An 18,830-nucleotide genomic window follows, 5' to 3' on the forward strand; every position below is an offset into this window, starting at 1 on the left:
GGACGCATCGAGTCCCCATCGCCACGCTCACCCCCTCTCGGTGAGCAGTAGAACAGGATCGAGGAGCCCTCCCTCTTGAACAAGCCATGATCAGGAAAGCCGCTGGATTGTCGTACCCCAACTCACTGTCAGTAACAGGCAGCGTGACAGGAACCACCGCACCGGACGACTTGCCCGCACCGGTTCAACGACATCGAGCGGGCCTTACTCCGCATTCCGTCTCGCACGTCGTCCGGATATCCCCGGATCCCGCACTCGCGATGCCGCCAAGCGGCTCATCACCGATTTCCTTATGAGGCCGCCCGCTGGCAAGCGCCACCGACCTCAAGGAACGCCGCTCACAGCTCGCCCCGCCCATCCTCAGCTGTCGACACTTCCGCAACCGCATCGAGACGGCCTGCCGCTCTCCGCCGCCGGAGGACTCGCCGCCCGTAGCTGTGCGTCCCGCCATACGGTCCAACTCCGCACCCGACGGCCGACGCCGACCGCGACCTCCTGCTGGTAGCGCAGCCACATCCGCTGCTCAGCAGTCAGCTCGCCGTCCACGCGAAGATGCTCAGCGCCGACACGGTCCCGACATTCGCACAGCGCGAAAGCGAGATTCCGAACAGGAGTGCCGCCCACGCCAGCCAACGGCCGCCCCCGCTGACCCCGCCACATAACAAATCCGCAGCTCAGAAGCCTGCGACCGCGGGTTTCAGAAGTGCATCCCCGGGGCACCCGAAAGTTCTTGTTTTCACAGGTCAGAGACTTCCCGCGTCGATCGAGTTCGAATCCTGAGGCTCGGGAAAGAATCGCGACGTCACACCGGGAAAGCAGGACGCGCTAACGCCATGCTCGGTTGCCGGAGGCGGGAATCGGCACGTCGCCCTCACCGTCGCAGACCACGTCTATCGCGAACAAACCCGCCATCTCGAAGTCGAGGCCGATGACTCTGCGCGGGATTAGCGAACTGAGGAAGCCGCCCCGCCAGCACTCGAGCGAGAGCGCCGGGGCTCGGAGTCCCGGCCAGCACGAGATCAGTGCGAGACCAGATCTCCAGCGCCCGGTCGAACCTCCTCGCCATCCGCGGGTGACGAAGACGACTCTCCACCATCGTCAACGGGCTTTCACCGACTTCACCGGCACACAGCGAACTCATCACAGGCCCTCCTCAAGTCGCGACCGCTTCGCCCCGACCCTCCGAACGACCTGCACCTCCGTTGCTGAACCCGATCCTTGCCCCTCGCCGAGAGCAAGCGTCGATTCACCCATTGCGACGACACGTTCACACCCATGCCCGCCGGAAACGCGCACCCCTTGCCCCACCCACCGCAGCAGCCGACCACGACCGCGTTCCGGCCGGTTTGACTTCCCGTGCGAACACATGTTCGACTCCCGTTCTGGGCCGCCGGGAACCAGGACGGCCCGGGAACATGGAAGCGAGCGGGTGACCTGAGGTGAACGAGTGGCCGTCGACCGTGCGGAAAGTGGATCCGCCGATTCCGGTGTGGGTGGGCGTGCGCAAGCTGCTCGTGCTCGGCACCGAGATCCTCGCACCGCGCGACCGCGCCGGGCTGCGGATCGAGACCGAGCATCCCGGGCTGCTGTTCGAATGGGCGCGCCGCGAGGACGGCGGGCTGCTCGGCTGGGTCACCTACCAGCTCGTCACCGCCGACGACCAATGGTCGCGACCGGTCAGCCACTACGTGCCCGCACACCTGCTCCGCCGCCGCGGACCCGCCCGCCGCCAGCAGTACGGCGACCACCGGCCCCGCACCCACGGGTAGCCGAGTCGGGCGTGCCACCAGCCCGGCAGTTGACCGCCTGATCCCAGCGTTCCGCCGCGTCTGCGCTCATCAGGCAAGAGACACAAAGCCGGACGTTGCGACCCGTTCAAGCAATATCTGGACAAGCTCGGCTTCCACTCGGCATACAGCGTCAAAGCGCCACCGCGATAGGCACCCAACCAGACGCGGTGGTGATCGGCCTCAGGTGTCGCGGTTCTTGCCGCCTACCTCGCCAACAGCCAGCCGACCGAGCACCCGTCCTCGGACCGCCTGCCGCAACTTGATCTGGCCCCAACTGCCGGATACGACCAGGCACAGCACGAATGTAGCGACCAGGTCACGTACCACCTGCTTTGCAATTCGCCACATGTGATCGCCAGCAATGCCGAACCTTCCGGCCAGCCTCTGTTCCACAGCGCCATCAAAGGGAGTCGGGATGAGCAGCACCCCAGCAGTCTCGGGTCGATCAGGAACGGAAGTCGCGGGTGCTTACAACCTGCTGCAGCAGGCGATTTGTTCGAGGACCGCGAGCTCACCGCAGCGGACGACAACCGTTTTCGATCACAGGCGAATCGCCGGCCAGCTCGTCGAGCTCGAGACCACATTGGAGGCACCGACCAACATCGCGCTGTAGGCCCGTGGGAGCAGGCAAGACTGAGGTTTCCCCTGAGAGCCGGTCACCGGGCTCAAGCCACGTGGGCGTGGTGACGACGATCGCTCAGGCGGGTTTCGTGGGGCGTGCGGTAGCAGAAGGGTGGCAGGCGGTGGCGGTTGCAGTAGGCGAGATAAGCGAAAGCGGCTTCGCGTGTGCATGGTTGCGGATGCCGATCTCGGTTTTGAGAGGGTGGCGAGAAGGGGTTCGACGGCGGCGTTGCCGTAGCAGGCCCCACCCCTGCCCATCGAGGGCCGGATGCCGTGTGCGGTCAGCGTGGCGCGGAACTCTGTTCAAGGCGTATTGGGTGCCGCGGTCGGAGCGGAACCCCGCGCCCAGACCGGCCAGGCCGCGCTCCGCCGACACTACTCGGGACACCTCGACGAACCAGACACAAACGCATCCTTCCCCAGGCTAAAGCCAAGGATCAGAGTGTCCGGCCCACCGGGAGAACCCTCACCGACGTTGACGTTATCCACTGGCCAGCAGTATCGCAGACTCGGGCTGGCGGTGCCGCGGGTGTTGCGGTCCTGCTGGCACAGCTAGCTTGGGTTGATGCCACACGCGGACTTGGCCCGGCGTGCAGTCGACCTGCACCGCCGCTACCTTGCGACGAACGAACTGGCCGATCTGCGCGAGTCGGTGGAACTGCTGCGACGGGCCGCCACGGCTCCAGAACCCAAGCTCTCCTGGGTGGCGAACCTCGGCGCTGGCCTGATCCTGCTGTTCGAACGCGTGGGCCATCTCGACTTGCTGCTCGAGGGGGTAGCAACGTGCCGGCGGGTGGTCGCGCTGGTGCCCGGCAATCCCGCCTATCTGTCCAACCTGGCCGCCGCGCTGGAGATGCTGTACTGGCAAACTTCCACCAGCGAGGTGCTGGACGAAGCGGTACGCGTCGCGCGAGAGGCCGTGGCGGCGACACCGGACGACGACCGTTCGCTGATGATGCGGCTCTCAAACCTCTCGAACTCCCTGCGCACGCAGTACGTGCGCACCGGTGATGAAGCGACGATCCGGGAAGCGGTCGACGTCGGCGAGCGCGCTGTGTCCATGTTGGACGGTACTGGAGACAGCGCGAGCAGGCTCCTGTCCAACCTGGCCAACGCGACATGGGATCTCGCCACGCACAACAGCGACCCGGAGAAGCTGGCCGCTGCTGTGGCCACGTTCCAGAAGGCGTTCGACGCCACGCCCGAGTCCCACCCTAATCGGGCCGACGTCCTGTCGAACCTGGCCCTGCGCCGCGCCGCTGCCGCGGTTGACCTCGCCGACGTCGAGGCCGGCGTGGCCCTCGCGCGACAGGCTCTCGAATGGACCGATGGGCAGACCCCTGACCGGGCGCACAACGAGGCCTGCCTGGCGTCGACCTTGCGTTCTCGATTCAACTTCACCGGTGAGGTGAGTTCGCTCGCCGAGGCGGCCGGACTGGCGCGGTCCGCGATGCTTCGCACCCAGAACGACCACAAGAACCTCGCCAACAGGCTTGTCGATTACGGCACCGCGCTGCGCGTCCTGCACGAACGCACCCACGAACTCGCGCTCGCACAGCAGGCGGTTGAAGCGATCGGCACTGCCCTTTCGATCACTTCGGTCGAGGAGCCAGCTCACCTCGATCACTTGGTCGACACAGCCAACGCGCTGCTGGCGCTGTATGAGCGCACGGACGACGTCGACCACGCGCGCCGGGCTGTGGAGCTGTGCCGGCAGGCTATCGGGGAACTGGATGCCGATCATCCGAAGCTGCGGTGGGTGCTCATCCATGCGATCGCGCCCATGGTCGCGCTCGCCTCGGAGACGAACGACGAGGCGTTGTTCGGCGAGGCCGTGACCATCGGTCGTCGTGTCGCCGCAGTACCCGATGACGATCCCGAGGCGAGTTCGGCGTGTTCGAACGCGGCGTACGCGTTGCGACGGCGCTACGCCCACACTGATGATCCGGACGATGCGCGTGAGGCCGCCCGGTACGCCCGTCGCGCGGCGAACCTGATCCCGAGTGGATCGCCGCACCGGCCGTCCGCCCTGATCAATCTCGGCACCGCGCAATTGGACGCGGACCTGCTCGATGACGCCCGAGTAACCTTCACCGAGGCGACCACCACGCCGGCGGCGACTCTGCTCAACCGGATCCACGCGTGGTGGCGCCTCGGGCGTATCGAATCGAAGGCGGACCGCGCGAACGAGGCCGTCACCGCGTTCGAGGAGGCGATTGCCCTGCTTCCTCAGCTGAGCCGACGGCACCTTGCCCGTGGCGACCACGAGTTCAGCGTCGGGCAAACCACCGGACTGGCGGCTGAGGCCGCAGCCGCCGCAGTGCGCGCCGGTCGATTTGACCACGCGGTGAGGCTGAGCGAACAGGCTCGCGCCCTCGTTATCGCGGAAACCTTGGACGCACGGTCCGATCTGCGGGCCCTTCGGGAGCACCACCCCGAACTCGACCGCGAATACCAGCGCCTCCGCGATGCGATCGACGCGGTCGATCATCCCGTCATTGGCGACCCGGTGATCGGCGACTACGTGGCCGCGCCGCCGTCGGCTCGCCGTGAGGAGCTTGTGGCACGCTGGCTGGATCTCGTCGAGCACATCCGTGCGAACACAGAGCTGCGCACGTTCCTGCTGCCGCCGGAGCCTCAGGTCAGCAAGGGTCCGGTGGTAATAACGTACGCGACACGTTCGGAGGCCGGCGCACTCGTGCTCCGTCCGGGGCGGCCAGTGGACCACGTGCCGCTGGCTATCTCCGACATCGCCGCCGCAGAACAGGCGGACCGCTTTGAGCGGGGATGCCTCGCGACTGCACCGGCGAGGTCCTACGCCGACCGCAAAGCCGCACTGGACGACATGCACAGGGTGCTGCGCTGGCTGTGGGACAACGTCACCGAACCCGTGCTCGACCATCTGGGCCTCGGCCAGCCGAGCGACAAGGATTGGCCGCGCGTGTGGTGGTGCCCGATCTCGGCAATGGGTTCGCTGCCGCTGCACGCGGCGGGCTATCACGAGGATGGCCTGCGCCGGACGGTGATGGACCGGGTTGTCTCCTCGTACACGACAACGTTGAGGACGCACGCCCGCACGCCCCGCACGCCAACCGAAGGCCAGGTGCTGATCGTGGCGATGCCCACCACGCCTGGCAAGGACCCGTTGCTTTCGGCGACCGGCGAGGCCGACATGATCGCGAGACTGTTCCCGACGGCAACCAAGCTGATCGACGAGACCGCCACGCATGACGCGGTACTCGAGGAGATACCCCGGCATTCGACCGTCCACATAGCCAGCCATGCGGTCGGCGACCCACGGGATCCCAGTGCGAGCCATTTGGTGCTGTACGACCACGCGACCGCGCCGCTCATCGTCGCCGAGATCTCCGATCTCGATCTGCCGGACGCCGACCTCGCCTTCCTGTCGGCGTGCAACACCACCGACGCCGCTCCACGGCTCATCGACGAAGCGGTGCACATCACCGGCTCATTCCACCTGGCCGGCTACCGTCACGTCATCGGTACGCTGACCCCTGTGAACGCCACCGCGGAAAGGGTCGCCGCAGCGGTCTACAGCCAGCTGGCCCCGGACGGCGCGACCGCACCCGCGACCGCCGACACCGCCCTCGCGCTGCACAACGCGGTTCGGCTGGTTCGCGAAGACCACGTGGACGCGCCACACACCTGGGCAACCTGGATTCATGTCGGCATCTGACGCGCGAGACCAAGTGTACGTCGCCGAGGTCGAGTTACTTCTCACCGAGGAGTTGCGGTCGTTCAGTGCCGCTGACATCCGCATCGGTCGCATCGGCGTACAGGCGATGCAGGTCGATCACATCAGCGTCGACGACGGCGACGATGTCTACCTGATCAAGATCATGTACGACCTGCTCGCTGAGGAAAGCACTCCGCCGCTGCGCTCGGCTACGCTGGGCATCGAGTTCCACACGCCGGACGTCCGGGTCCGCGACGCCTGGCCGCGACTGGTGACGGCACCGTGCCCAGCCGAGAGACTGGCCGTCACCGAGCGGCTGGAGTTCGTCCGGCACACACCGGATGCTCGTGGCCTGCTCGTCGATCACGTTCCGGTGCCCGAACTCACCCCGGAAATTCGAGTCTCCAGTCCGGGTGGTGCCGAGATCCGTTGGCAGCACACCGCGACAGTGCGGCCAGGCGCCCATAGCGGCTGGCTGATCGTCATGGCCCCCGGCGATTGCCGCGAGATCGAGGCTCGCGTAAGCGGGAACCACTCGCTGGAGCGCACACTCGGCATGCATGCTCGCGGCAAGCCCGACACGGTGACCATTCGGCTGCCTCGCCAGCGTCCGGAAACAGACGGCCTACGCTATCGAATCGGCTTCACGGTCGACATCGTCGACTACAGCTCCCGCCCGAGCGATCAACAGCTCGTTGCGCAGCGGCGGATTCTCGCGCTGCTTAAGCGATTTTCGCAGCACACGGGGGTCGACGTCGAACCGACATACTTTCAGGCCACCGGTGACGGGTTCAACTGTTTTCTCCCGGATATCGACGCGGTCGCAGCCGTGCGACATCTGGTACGTACGATGCCTCATCTCCTCGACGAGGACAATCTTGAGTACGCCGACCAGATCAGATTGAGAATGGCGATCGACGTCGGCCCGGTCGAGCCGAGCGACCTGGGATTCGCCGGCCCGACCGTCATCCGATTCTGCCGAATGGTCAACAGCGAGCCCGTGCGCCAGGCAATGGGCGGAGCAGACACGACCATGGCAATCGTCGTATCGGACACGCTCTACGACGACATAGTGCGGCAGCACCGCGACCTGTCCGAACTGTCCTTCACGCGGCACGATGTGGCCGTGAAGACCTATCAGGCGACGGCGTACCTTCTCAGCCACACCTCGTGAGATCGCCGGGGGAAGATATGGTCCACACGCTGGCCATGGGACACACTCGACCGGTGACCGACACCGAGGACGCCTGGAAAACGCTGCTCCAGACCAATGATTGGATCAAGGTCGCAGACGCCAAGGCCGCAGCCACGCTCGCCGCGAGCGGGGTGCTCGGAAGCGTGCTCGCCCGATCCGCGCCAGGACCGACCGCTTGGCGACAAGAGCCGTGGCTGGCCAGTTTGACTATGCTGAGCCTCACCCTCACAGTGATCAGCGCCTTTTTCGCACTTCGCGTCTTCGCACCGCGTCTTCGCGCCGGCGAACCTCGGTCACTGATGTACTTCGACCACATCGCGCGGAGATATCCGAAAGCGTTGGACTTCAAGCTTACGTTCATCTGCATGCTTGACCGTGACGGCCTGATGCGCGAGTCGATAATCGAACAACTGTGGGCCAACAGCCGGGTGGCTCGCCGAAAGTTCAAGCAGGTCGCATACGCGATCTGGCTGCTTGGCGGGGCGTTGGCCACACAGGTGGCAGCAGGACTGGCGCAGGCATTGCTAAGTCCATGACGGAAACTGTTCGGCCTGGGTAGCCGAGCATAGGTCGAATAGGCAACCCAGGGAAAAAGTGCGCGGGCCAAGGCAAGCGTCATCCGGACCAAGAGGGTTCCGCCTGCCGAAACACCTCTGCTCAGAATAAAACTTATCCCGACGCGAGTAGGTACTCGCTCACCAGGACCGTCTGCCACCATTCTTCTCCCAGAACCCTGGCAGCCGATTCCCGGTTTCGAGGGGCTGCACGGGGCAGCAACCAGCGTCGCACCCGATCCGCAAGGGCCTCGGGGCCTGAATCAGACGGGAGCTTCGGACAAGTCCGTACGGCTACTCGCGGATCACTTTTGCACAAGCACCAGGGCAGCAAGGACATTCTCGTCCATCGGGCCGCGCTGCTCGCGTTCGTCGGCCCCTGCCCAAGGGCTGGTATGACTGCCACACCAACGGAGCGAAGGACGACAACCGGGTGGACAACTTGCGGTGGGACAGCCCAAAGGGCAAGACCTCAGACACGAACAAGGCCAGGAGCCATGTCTCCGTCATCGCGCGCAGGCAGCCCTATGCTCACCGGGCAACCGATTCGGCGAGCGGCCGGTGAACGACGAGGAGCGAAGCGGGCGCTACGCTGGTTCCCTCGCCAGGAATCCTGGCGCTGATCGAGCAGGCCCAGCGACGGACCCCGGTGATGCAGCGGAGATGTTAGACGACGAGGGCTAGTTGCCTACTGATGGCGAAAGGTTGCCATCCCATGCTCGAAACCACCTGTATCCATTCGAGTCGGTGAATTGGACAGCGAGCTTGGTGCCCCGCATGAAGTAGAGCAATCCCGCCTCTTCATCGGTCTCAAACGTCTTACGTCGTTCTTCATCGGTCTCATTCGGCCACGTATGGACGAGGTAATTCCGGAGTTCACGGATGAGCCTGCGGGTGAGAGTCGATGCCCCGTCTTCGAGTTGTTCGGGTTCAGTCGTCGGTGCGCACACCGGATAGGTCCACGAGAGCATGTCGCCAGAGCGCAGCATAGCTGTGACCTCGACGTCGTAGATCGGCAGTCCTCCCACATTGTTGTACATAATCCTGGCGCGTCGGCTGATCGGCTCCGATGCGGGGAACCGATCGACGTCATCAAGGGTCACCGGGGCAGGCTCCACCCAAACCGCGAATCGACTTGCCAACTCCTCCCGCCGGAGTTTCTGCACCTCCTTCGCCTGTTGTTTGGCCTGTTCGTCGGACTTTCGCCAACCCTCCACCGCGACCCAGGCGGCAACAGCCGCAGCAGCGATCGAGCCGATGCCTCCGACCCATTGGCCCCATGCTGCCCACCAGTCCGCTGATTGACTGGTTGCGATACCGACATCGAGAAGCACGATGAAGCCGATAGCGGCGATGAAGGCGACAAACATGCCGCGTTGTCCGAGTTTGATGCCGGGTCAGTCGCTCCCCGGCTGCTGATCGTTTCGCCGCCACCTGCACAGAGTGGAGCCTGCCAGGCGTATCGAGTTGCTAGCGGGCGATCACGACCATCCGGTGTGGGGCATGAGCTTCCCTTCGTGCGTCCGAGTCCACCGGATTCCGGCGCTGTCGGAGAAGTGCACCTCAATCCAGCCGAACGGCACGACGTTGCCGATTTCGACCTTCGCCTCGGTCGACAACTCATAGGAGTCCGTGTCTTGCTTTGAAGACACGTAGGCTTCCTTGCCCAGATGCTCGTCGGTCAAGTCCAAGAGGTGCTGCCTCAGATACTTCGTCGCGTCGGGGATGCGCGTACGGCTCGGCTCGCGGGCCGACGATGCCGATCTCGATGATCGACTTTCGCGGGCTGACGAACCCTTGTCCCAGCTCTCGGTCCAGGTACCCGGGCGGGGGAAGTCGAATTCCAGTTGGACCCGGTACATCGGCAACGGTCCGCTGTTGGCCACCATGACGCTCGGCAGCAAGATCTGCTCATGATCAATCCAGGCCACGAATTTCGACGCCAGGTCGCGCTCGGCCTGCTCACGGTACTGCGCGTCCGACTTGCGCCACCCGATGACTGCGATCCACACGGCGGTGCCAGCAGCCGCGACCGAGCCCAACGCGCCTGCCCATTGACCCCACGCCGCCCACCATGTCGCGTCCTTGCCGTTCGCGACGCCCACAACGAGCAGGACCAGGCCACCAATGATGACCAGGAACGCCCAGAACATCGCACGGTCGCTCAATCTCATGTGCCGGAGTATCGCGCGCCGAGCGGCATGGCCTCGGTACCAACACCGCGTGGTGCTACACGCCACGATAAGGGCGCGCATGAAGGTCTGAGCAACACCGGACCCTCGGCAAGACAAGGCAAGTCGCGGTGAAGATTCGCAACATTGAAGCACGTGGTGCGCTCGTGACGACCTGGGACACCGGTATCGGCTGCATCGCCTCCGTACTTACCGACGTGCCTAAGTCAGCTGATTGTGAGTCGCGATCGGTTTGGCGTTTGCTTGACCGACCTGTCGCGTCAGGTGTGGCGCACCTACACCCATCCTGCGAGCGCAGCCGGCAGTCTGGAACCGAACACCGAGGGCTGGCGGCGCCAAGGTGAACGTGACGCCTTTGCCGAGGTTGTCAAATCGTTGCAGAGCCCCAACCTGCCCGACGGCGACCGCATCGTGCGGTCCTACGTCCTCGTCGAGGAAGCTGCGCATCGAGTAGGCCGTGCGTTACACGCACTTGGCGATCAGGCTCTGACCGACTGCGTCGTCGCCGACGTCGAGGACGAACTCGCCGCGGTCGAGCGCGCCGAACTGACCGGTCGGGCGAAGCAGGCAATGCTCCTGACGCGTGCCGACGCATCCCCCGTTCAGGTCGGCGCTGCGGACGACCTGCTGCGCCGGCACCCACTGGAATCGACGCGCCTCCTCCAGGATACCGAACTCCGCGCCCGCGGGCAGCGGCGCTCCCGCAAGCGGATCGCACCGAACTCCCGCGCGGCGGCAGGACGGGTCAACCGCTCGTCCGGAGCCGGGCCGTCGCTGCTTCGTCCACCTCGATCTCGGCTCCTGGCACGTCGAGGAAAGCGACCCGGTACACCTCTGTTGCCTGTTCCCTCGACACCAGCCCTTCCAGCACGTCTTCCAGCACCGCGCCCGGATCGCGGCGAGCCGGGTCGCCGAATCCGCCGCCGCCCGCGTCGGTGCCGATCAGGTTCGTGCCGGGCTCTACCTGGAATTGGCCGAAGCCCGGCAGCGGTGTCTGTTCGCCGGTCGCGTTGTCGAGGAGGGCGACGGAGCTGGCTCGGCCGGGCAGTCCGCCTGCCGCGCCTTTCGCCGGGTTCTTGGCGGAGTCCGCCATGACCGCCACTGACATCGGGCCGAATCGCGGGCCGTACGAGACGCGGGCGCTGGGGCCGCCGCGGAACTGGCCCGCTCCTCCGGAATCCGGGATCAGTTCGAGGCTTTCGAAGGAGATCGGGTATTTCTGCTCGTCCAGTTCGATCGAGTCGCGCAGGATCAGGCCGCCCGTGACCGGGAGCATGTAGGTCAGCCAGCCGTCGCAGTTCGCCGATGCCGGGCCGCCGTTCACGCCGACCACGATCTGGTTGACGAACGGCGCGCCATGGCTCCGGGCGTCAGCGCCGGCGACCACCGCGGTGCCCGCGCCCATCGACGCGCCGCCTTCGGCCAGACCGACCCGGGCGACGCCCGACAGCGCGGACTGGGTGGCGTTCACGACCCGGTCGGCCACGTTGGTGGTGGACATCGAGCAGCACCGCGGGTGCACCGGGTATCCGGCCACGCAGTTCTCCCGGATGTGCACCGTGATCCGGCGGAAGGTGCCGTGATTGTGCGGCAGATCCGGTTCGAGGACGTTGAACAGTCCGGTCGCGGCGCTGTTGACCGAGGTCGCCCGGGACAGGTTGATGCCCGCGTCCAGGCAGTCCGGGTTGTCCCGCAGGTCGATCTCGACGCGCCCGTTCTCCGCGTCGACGTCGGCCGACACCTTGATCGGGATTTCCTCGTCGCTCAGGCCGGGCAGCGCGTCGTGTGCGGAGGTCGCCTCGTACCGGCCGGACTCCATGCCGCGCAGTGCGTGGTCGACGCGGCGTTCGGAGTAGTCGAACCATTCCTCGACGAACTCTTCGATCAGGTCCGCGCCGTATTTCTCGACCAGTTGGATCATCCGGCGTTCCCCGATCCGCGCGGCTCCGATGCAGGCGAGGTAGTCGCCGTACCACTGGTCGGGCACGCGGATCCGCATGCGACACATGCGGATGATGTCGCCGACGTCGTGGTAATTCCGCTGGATCCGGGTCGCGGGGAAGATCAGCGCGCCCTCCTCGTAGACGTCCTTGGCCATCGCCATGTACGTCGTCGGGAAGCTGTTGCCGATGTCGGCCTGGTGCGCCTTGGCGACCGTGGTGAACATGTGCTTTCCGGCGGCGAACACCGGCACGAGGATGGTGTGGTCGGCGTTGTGCGTGTTGCCGCTGTAGGGGTCGTTGTGCAGGAACGCGTCGCCGGGTGCGATGTCGTCGTGCAGTTCCGACATCGTCTGTGTCTGCAGATGCGAGCCGAAGATGTGCACCGGCAGGCCTTCGGCGGTGGCCAGTAGCCGGTTGTCCGCGGTGACCAGCGAGCACGAGAAGTCCCGTGCGGTCGAGAGGACCGCGGAACGGCCGGCGCGCAGCAGCGTGTTCGTCATCTCCCGGAGGATCGCGTCCATGCGGTTCGCGATGACCGCCATCAGCGCGGGCCCGAGGGTGCGGGTCGAGTCAGTCATCTCAGGCCTCCAGCTCGATCAGGTAGTTCTTGCTCGACGTGACGGTGGCGGTCGTGCCCGGGTACACGACCAGCGTGGTGGTCGGTTCCTCGATGACCGCGGGACCGGCGATCCGGGTGCCGATCGGCAGTTCCGGACCGTCGTAGGCGGCGACCGTCGTCTGACCGGTTTCGCCGAAGTACGCCGGGCGGTGCGACGCGGGCGCGGCGCTGCCGCCTTCGTGCTGCGCGGTCACCGCGGGCTTGTCGACGGCCGCGGTGAGCCGTGCCTTCCATTGCAGTGTCTCGACGGCCGAACCGGGGTCGGCGATCGCGAAGACCCGTTCGTGGGCCTCGTGGAACTGCCGGACGAGCTGGTCGACGTCCTCGTCGCGTTCGAACCGGTTGGCGGGCAGGGGGATCTCCAGTTCCCAGTTCTGGTGCTGGTAGCGCGCCTCGGCGAAGTAGGTCCGGCGGATGTCGGTGATGCCGCGGGCCATGAGCTTCTTCACCAGGTCCTCGAACCGGGCGTCGAGGTCGTCCAGCGTCGCGTTGACCGCTTCGCGGTCGAACTCCGAGGTCACCGCGTAGCGGCTGGCCGCCTGTTCGGCGACGATGTCGGAGAATTGCGCTCCGCACGCGCTGAGTCCTCCCGCGGTTCGCGGGACGAGCAGCCGCTTGACGCCGAGTTCCCGTGCCACCAGGCCGATGTTGAGCCCGGCCGCACCGCCGCCCGCGACGACGAGGCATTCCTCCGGGTCGACGCCTTCGTTGATCGTGATCTCCTGCACAGCCTCGACCATGTGCTCGCCCGCGATGCGCAGGATCGCCATCGCCGCCTCGTCCGCGCCGAGGCCGAGTGGTCCGGCCACTGTGGACACTGCTGCGCGGGCGGCGTCGACGTCGAGGGAAAGCCTGCCACCGAGGAAGTTCGCCGGATTGAGATAGCCGAGCACGACCGCGGCGTCGGTCACGGTCGGCTGGGTGCCGCCCTTGCCATACGCCGCCGGGCCCGGCTCGCTCCCCGCGCTTTGCGGTCCGACCCGCAGCAGCCCGCCCGGGTCGACCCAGGCGATGGAGCCGCCGCCGGCTCCGACGCTGCGGGCGTCCACCGAGGCCAGCCCGGTGAGGTGGCCGAGGAACCGGCCGCCGAGCCAGGTCTCGCGGGTGAAGACGACCTCGCCGTCGCGGACCATGCTGACGTCGAAGCTGGTGCCGCCGGTGTCGCAGATGACGATGTCTTTCGCGCCCAGTTCGGCCCCGCCGTAGGCTTTTCCGGCCACCGGTGCCATCGACGGGCCGCTGCGGGTGGCGTAGATCGGGCGTTCGACCAGGTCGAAGATGTCCATCATCCCGCCGAACGAGGTCGCCGCGAACAGTTCGCCGGCGAAGCCCGCGTCCGCGAGATCCTGTTCCAGGCCGCGGAGATGGCTTTGCATCAGCGGTTTGAGGGACGCGTCGATGACTGTCGCCGACGCGCGCCGGTACTCGCGGATGATCGGGTTGATCCGGTGCGACAGGGTGTACGGGACGCCAGGCAGCTCTTCTTCGATCAGTTCGCCCAGCCGGTTTTCGTGCCGCGCGTTCGCGATCGACCACAAGAGACAGACGCCGACCGATTCCACGCCCAGTTCGCGCAGCCGCCACAACGTCGCCCGGGCCTGGTCCTCGTCGAGCGCGGTGACGACATTGCCTTCCGCGTCGATGCGTTCGGCGATCTGGAAGGTCAGCCGGCGCGGCACGTACGGCTTCGGGAAGGGCGTCGAGAAGTCGTATGCGTTCGGCCGGCCGCCTTCCCGCAGGACCAGCGTGTCCGGGAATCCCTGCGTAGTGAGGAAAGCGGTCTTCGCGGTTTTGCCCTCGATGATCGCGTTCGTGGCACGAGTGGTCGCGTAGATGAACAGCGACGTGTCGGCGAGCAGGTCGTCCAGCCCGATGCGGAACTGCCCGGCTGTCACGCGCAACGCCTCCTCGATCCCGGCGTAGACCCGGTCGTGATCGGTCAGCGCCTTGTTGACGAAGAGGTTGTGGTCCGCGTCGGCGACCACCACGTCGGTGAACGTGCCGCCGGTGTCGACGGCGATGCGGTAGGTCATGAGCTTCTCCTAGCGGTCGATTCGGCGGCCGGAACGGGTTCGGGGACGCGGGAACGGTTCGCGACGCGTTTCACGCCGTAGGCGGCCAGCGCCACCAGCGTGAGGCCGCTGGTGCAGAAGAACTGGAGCCGCAGGCCGGGCAGAAATGCCTGCGCCGCATACAAAACCACTGACGCGGCGATGAACAGATAGGACAGCCACGGGAACAGCCACATCCTGGCGGCGAGGCCGTCGTCGCCGTGTCTCTTGCGCAGCCGGACCTGCGCCGCGGCGATGAAGCCGTAGACGATCAGCAGCACCCCGCCGGTGCACGTCGCCAGGAAGGTGAACAGCGATTCCAAACTGGACAGGTTGATCATCGTGAATCCGGCCCCGGTCGCAGCGCACACCAGCACCGCGACGACCGGGGTGCCGAACCGGTTTTCTTTCGTGACGAACGCGGGCGCCTCGCCGCGGTCGGCGAGCGCGGTGAGCATCCGGGACGAGGTGTAGATCGCCGAGTTCATCACCGACAGCACCGACAGGAAGATGACGACGCTCATCACCCGCTCGGCCCCGCCGAGCCCGGCTACCCCGAACACGCTCGCGTACGGGCTGGCCAGCCGCGTCTGGTCGTCCCACGGGATCACGGCCGCGATGATCGCCACCGAACCCACGTAGAACAGCAGCACGCGCAGGAGGACGCTGCGGATGGCGCGCAGGACGTTGCGCTGCGGATCGTCGCTCTCGCTGGCCGCGATCGCCGCGATCTCGGTTCCGCCCATGGAAAAGACGACGAACACCACGCTCGACAGCACCGCGGTCCAGCCGAGCGGGGCGAACCCGCCGTGCCGGAAAAGGTTTCCCAGTCCGGGATTCCCGGTGGCCGCGGGCAGGACACCGGTCACCAGCAGCACGCCGACCACCAGGAACGCGATGATCGCGAGGACTTTGACCAGCGCGATCCAGTACTCCGCGTTGCCGTAGAGCCGGATCGAGAACAGGTTCGTCGCCGTCATCGCGCCCAGCAGCACCAGCGCGGCCGCCCAGATCGGAACGCCGGGGAGCCATTGGCGGGCGAAAAACCCCAGCAAGGACGCTTCGTAGGCGATCAGGATCACGAACACCAGCCAGTACAGCCAGCCCACAAGGAACCCGGCCCACGGGCCGAACGCGTCCTTGGCGTAGGTGGAGAACGAGCCGCGCGCCGGTTTCCGCGCCGCCATCTCGCCGAGCATCCGCATGCACAGCACGAGATACAGGCCGCCGATCGCGTAGGAGACGATCACGGCGGGACCGGTGGACAGCACGGTGGTCCCGGTCCCGACGAACAGCGTCGCCCCGATCACGCCGCCGATCGCGATCATCGTGACATGGCGGCGCAGCAACAGTTTCTGCCCGCTCCGCGGTGTGTCAGCCACGGTCGCCACCTCCGGATGGTTCCGCCGCGCCGCTGGCGAGCGCGGCCAGCCGCCGTCGGTCCGCCTTCCCGGTCGCGGCCAGCGGCATTTCATCGAGCACTACGAACTGCGACGGCCATGCGTAGTCGGGCAGCCGCTTCCCCAGGTTTTCCCTGGCTGCCACCGGATCGAAGGTCTCGCCCGGCCGCGGCACGACCGCGACGGCCACCCGCTGCCCGAGCACCGGGTCCGGCAGGCCGAACACCGCGACGTCAGCGAGCGCTTCGTCCTCGCTCAGCACCTCTTCCACCGCGGCGGGCAGGATCTTCTCCCCGCCGCGGTTGATCACGTCGTCCATTCGTCCCCGCAAGCGCAGGCGTCCGGCCTCGTCCAGGACTCCGCGGTCGCCGGTCCGCAGCCACTCGCCTGCGAGCGCTTTGGCGTCCGCGTCCGGATTGCGCCAGTAGCCGAGCATCCGCTGCGGCCCGGCGAGCCAGACCTCGCCCGCCGTTCCGGCCGGCACGGCGGCACCCGTGTCGTCGCGGATTTCGCACCGGGCGCCGAGGACCGGACGGCCGACCGAGTCGCCGTGCTCGAGCACCTCGGGGCCGTCCAGCACGTGGCTCAGGGAGGTGAATTCCGTCAGGCCGTATCCGTACATCAGCCGCGCTTTCGGCCACCGGTCCGCGAACTCGCGAGCCCAGGCGACCGGCATCGGGCTGCCGCCGTAGCCCGCGGCGGTGCAGGCGCCGAAGATCCGGTCGGCCTCCTCGCGCAGCATCAGCATCCGCAAGATCGTCGGCACGGCGACGACGAGCGTCGGCGGCCGCCGGGTCATCGCGGCGACCGCGGCGTCCGTGCGGAACCGCGGCACGAGATCGACCTGCCCGCCGGCCACGATCAGATGCGCGAGCTGGTCGACGTATCCGGTGTTGTGAAAAAGCGGGACCAGCACCGTCGTCAGCGCGTCCTGGCCATCCGGCAGCAGGTCCAGCCACGACTTCGCCCCGGCCAGGATCGAGCCGTGGCTGATCAGCGCACCCTTCGGCGCGGACGTCGTGCCGGACGTGAAGCTGAGGATCGCCGGGGAACCCGCGTCGAGGTCCGGAGGCGGGCACTCGCGCGGAGCCGGCGGAAGCGAATCCAGTGCGGCGGGCAGCCCGGCGCCAAGGGAAACCAGCCGCGGACCAAGACCAGCAGCGGCGAAGACGGAGGCTTGGGTGTCGTCGGCGAGGACCAACGCGGGCTCGACGTCCGCCAGCAACGCGGGCACTTGCTCCGCCCCGAGGCGGGAGTTCAGGGGCACGACCACGGCACCGCACCGCAACGCCGCCAGGAAGGCGACCACCCAGCCCGGTGTGTTGATCCCGGCGAGCACGACCCGCTCCCCCGGGCGGATGCCCGCCGAGCGCAAGCGAGCCGCGCCGTCCTCGACCAGCTCCGCCAAGTCCGCATAGGACAGTTCCGCCTCCGCCGCGGACACCGCGACGGCGAACGGCCGCTCCGACGCCCAGCGGCGGACGCAATCGTGCAGGAAGAGCATCGCGTCACCCCTTCTCGACGGCGACGGTGTACAGCTCTCCGGCTGCCTCGGGCAGGACGTACCACGGCGCGAGCCGCTCCATGAGCAGGTCGAACGGAACGACTTCCTCGGGCGTCACGACCCCGCGCCGGGTGATCTCGCCCCGCAGCACCATCCGCAGCGCCGCGGCCGCCGGAAGACCGGTGGCACCGGCCATCCGCCCGGCAGGCCACTTGCCGAGACCCGCACCGACCCGGCAGGGCTGTCCGTCGCGCAATCCCTTGGCCCAGGCCCACAACGTCGGCGTCCGGAGCGTGGCCGGAGCGTCTGCGGGACGGCAGACCTCGTCCTCCAGCACGACCGCCGCCCCGTGCGCGGACAACTCCCCGGCCTCCACCCTCGCCATCAGTCCGGCCAGGTGGTCGAAATACCATTCCGGCCCCGACATGACGTTGACGCACCGGGAAAGCCCGGGCATCGCACGCGGCAAGGTCACCGCTTCGGGATGGCCGACCGTCCGGACGCGGATCTCCCCCAGCCCCGGATAGTCCAGGGTCATCGGCCGCAACGGCCGGACCAGTTTCTCCTCGCCGTCCTCGACGACCTGGATCGACCCGGTGGCCTGCTGCACCAGATGCAGCAGCGCGGCGCTGGGCCGCGCACCGCCCGGCTCGGCCTTCGCGCCCGCCAGCGCCCAGCCCGTCACGAGTTCGTGCACGACGTCGAGTTCGGCGGCGGCCCGCATCGCGAGCACGTTCGACACACCAGGGCTGGCGCCCATGCCGATCAACGCGGTGACGCCCGCCTGCCTCGCCCGCGCGTCCAGCGACAGCACGTCGAGAGTCGGCTCCCAGTCGTCGTTGATGTCGATGTAATGGCACCCCGCCCGCACCGCCGCCTCGATCGTGCTCCGCCCGAACACCGTGAACGGCCCGAGAGTGCTGACGACGGCGTCCGCGCCCGCCAGCAAGCCGGCCAGATCGTCCTGCCCGGCGTCGAACGGCACGGCCTTCGCCTTCGGGCCGGCCGCCTCCGCCACCGCCTCGGCCCGATCCGCGTCCCGGTCCAGCACCAGCAGCTGGGAAACCTCGGCGAACCCGGCCGCGGCGGTCACCACCGCCCGGCCCATGGCACCGGCGCCGCCGACGAAAACAACTCGCATGACTCATCCTCCTTGATGGCGTCAAGGAGACGGTAAGCGGCGTCCTTGATAGCGTCAAGGACGACATCGGCGACGGACAGGAGCACGAAACATGACCACGCTCGCCCACGCCCCGGCGCAGGC

13 protein-coding genes are annotated in these 18,830 nt (G+C 67.1%); 4 read left to right on the top strand and 9 right to left on the bottom strand.

Annotated elements, in window-relative coordinates:
- The first annotated feature begins 1,439 nt into the window (after positions 1-1,439).
- Positions 1,440-1,769, top strand: coding sequence for a hypothetical protein (locus tag RPX00_RS44870; protein WP_406635115.1), 330 nt, complete (start codon positions 1,440-1,442; stop codon positions 1,767-1,769).
- A 201-nt stretch (positions 1,770-1,970) separates the two neighbouring features.
- On the opposite strand, the gene RPX00_RS44875 is transcribed toward RPX00_RS44870, so the two are convergent.
- Positions 1,971-2,216: a hypothetical protein gene (locus tag RPX00_RS44875; RefSeq protein WP_406635117.1), complete on the bottom strand. Its 246-nt coding sequence runs from the start codon at positions 2,214-2,216 to the stop codon at positions 1,971-1,973.
- Positions 2,217-2,976: 760 nt separating this feature from the next.
- Here RPX00_RS44875 and RPX00_RS44880 point away from each other — a divergent pair.
- Genes RPX00_RS44880 through RPX00_RS44890 form a run of 3 tightly spaced genes read left to right on the top strand, consistent with a single transcriptional unit; the run spans position 2,977 to position 7,839 of the window.
- Positions 2,977-6,108 (top strand): CHAT domain-containing protein, encoded by a 3,132-nt coding sequence (locus tag RPX00_RS44880; RefSeq protein WP_406635119.1) that lies wholly within the window; start codon positions 2,977-2,979, stop codon positions 6,106-6,108.
- A complete protein-coding gene (locus tag RPX00_RS44885) occupies positions 6,095-7,282 on the top strand; it encodes a hypothetical protein (protein WP_406635121.1) in 1,188 nt (395 codons plus the stop codon). The genes RPX00_RS44880 and RPX00_RS44885 overlap by 14 nt, the downstream gene beginning before the upstream one ends.
- A 53-nt stretch (positions 7,283-7,335) precedes the next feature.
- Positions 7,336-7,839 (top strand): Pycsar system effector family protein, encoded by a 504-nt coding sequence (locus tag RPX00_RS44890; protein ID WP_406635123.1) that lies wholly within the window; start codon positions 7,336-7,338, stop codon positions 7,837-7,839.
- Between the two features lie 698 nt (positions 7,840-8,537).
- Here the strand turns inward: RPX00_RS44890 and RPX00_RS44895 are convergent.
- From RPX00_RS44895 to RPX00_RS44930, 8 genes are all read right to left on the bottom strand, one after another.
- Entirely contained in the window at positions 8,538-9,227 is a 690-nt protein-coding gene (locus RPX00_RS44895; RefSeq protein WP_406635125.1) for a hypothetical protein, read from the bottom strand.
- Positions 9,228-9,338: 111 nt separating this feature from the next.
- Complete coding sequence (locus tag RPX00_RS44900) at positions 9,339-10,031, bottom strand: hypothetical protein (RefSeq protein ID WP_406635127.1); 693 nt, start codon at positions 10,029-10,031, stop codon at positions 9,339-9,341.
- Between the two features lie 480 nt (positions 10,032-10,511).
- Positions 10,512-10,688, bottom strand: a complete 177-nt coding sequence (locus RPX00_RS44905; protein WP_406635129.1) for a hypothetical protein — start codon at positions 10,686-10,688, stop codon at positions 10,512-10,514.
- A 106-nt stretch (positions 10,689-10,794) separates the two neighbouring features.
- Positions 10,795-12,570, bottom strand: a complete 1,776-nt coding sequence (locus RPX00_RS44910) for a hydantoinase B/oxoprolinase family protein (RefSeq protein WP_406635131.1) — start codon at positions 12,568-12,570, stop codon at positions 10,795-10,797.
- A 1-nt stretch (position 12,571) separates the two neighbouring features.
- A complete protein-coding gene (locus RPX00_RS44915) occupies positions 12,572-14,644 on the bottom strand; it encodes a hydantoinase/oxoprolinase family protein (protein ID WP_406635133.1) in 2,073 nt (690 codons plus the stop codon).
- Positions 14,641-16,044 (bottom strand): amino acid permease, encoded by a 1,404-nt coding sequence (locus RPX00_RS44920; protein WP_406635135.1) that lies wholly within the window; start codon positions 16,042-16,044, stop codon positions 14,641-14,643. Before RPX00_RS44920 ends, RPX00_RS44915 begins: the two co-directional genes overlap by 4 nt.
- Positions 16,037-17,566 carry a class I adenylate-forming enzyme family protein gene (locus RPX00_RS44925; protein ID WP_406635137.1) on the bottom strand — a complete coding sequence of 510 codons (1,530 nt, stop codon included), beginning with the start codon at positions 17,564-17,566 and terminating at the stop codon, positions 16,037-16,039. The genes RPX00_RS44920 and RPX00_RS44925 overlap by 8 nt, the downstream gene beginning before the upstream one ends.
- Positions 17,567-17,570: 4 nt before the next feature.
- The gene (locus RPX00_RS44930) at positions 17,571-18,707 is read right to left on the bottom strand and encodes a saccharopine dehydrogenase family protein (RefSeq protein WP_406635139.1); all 1,137 of its coding nucleotides are present in this window, start codon (positions 18,705-18,707) and stop codon (positions 17,571-17,573) included.
- Between the last annotated feature and the right edge of the window lie 123 nt (positions 18,708-18,830).

Source organism: Amycolatopsis sp. WGS_07, from assembly GCF_045278895.1.
Classification (GTDB): domain Bacteria; phylum Actinomycetota; class Actinomycetes; order Mycobacteriales; family Pseudonocardiaceae; genus Amycolatopsis.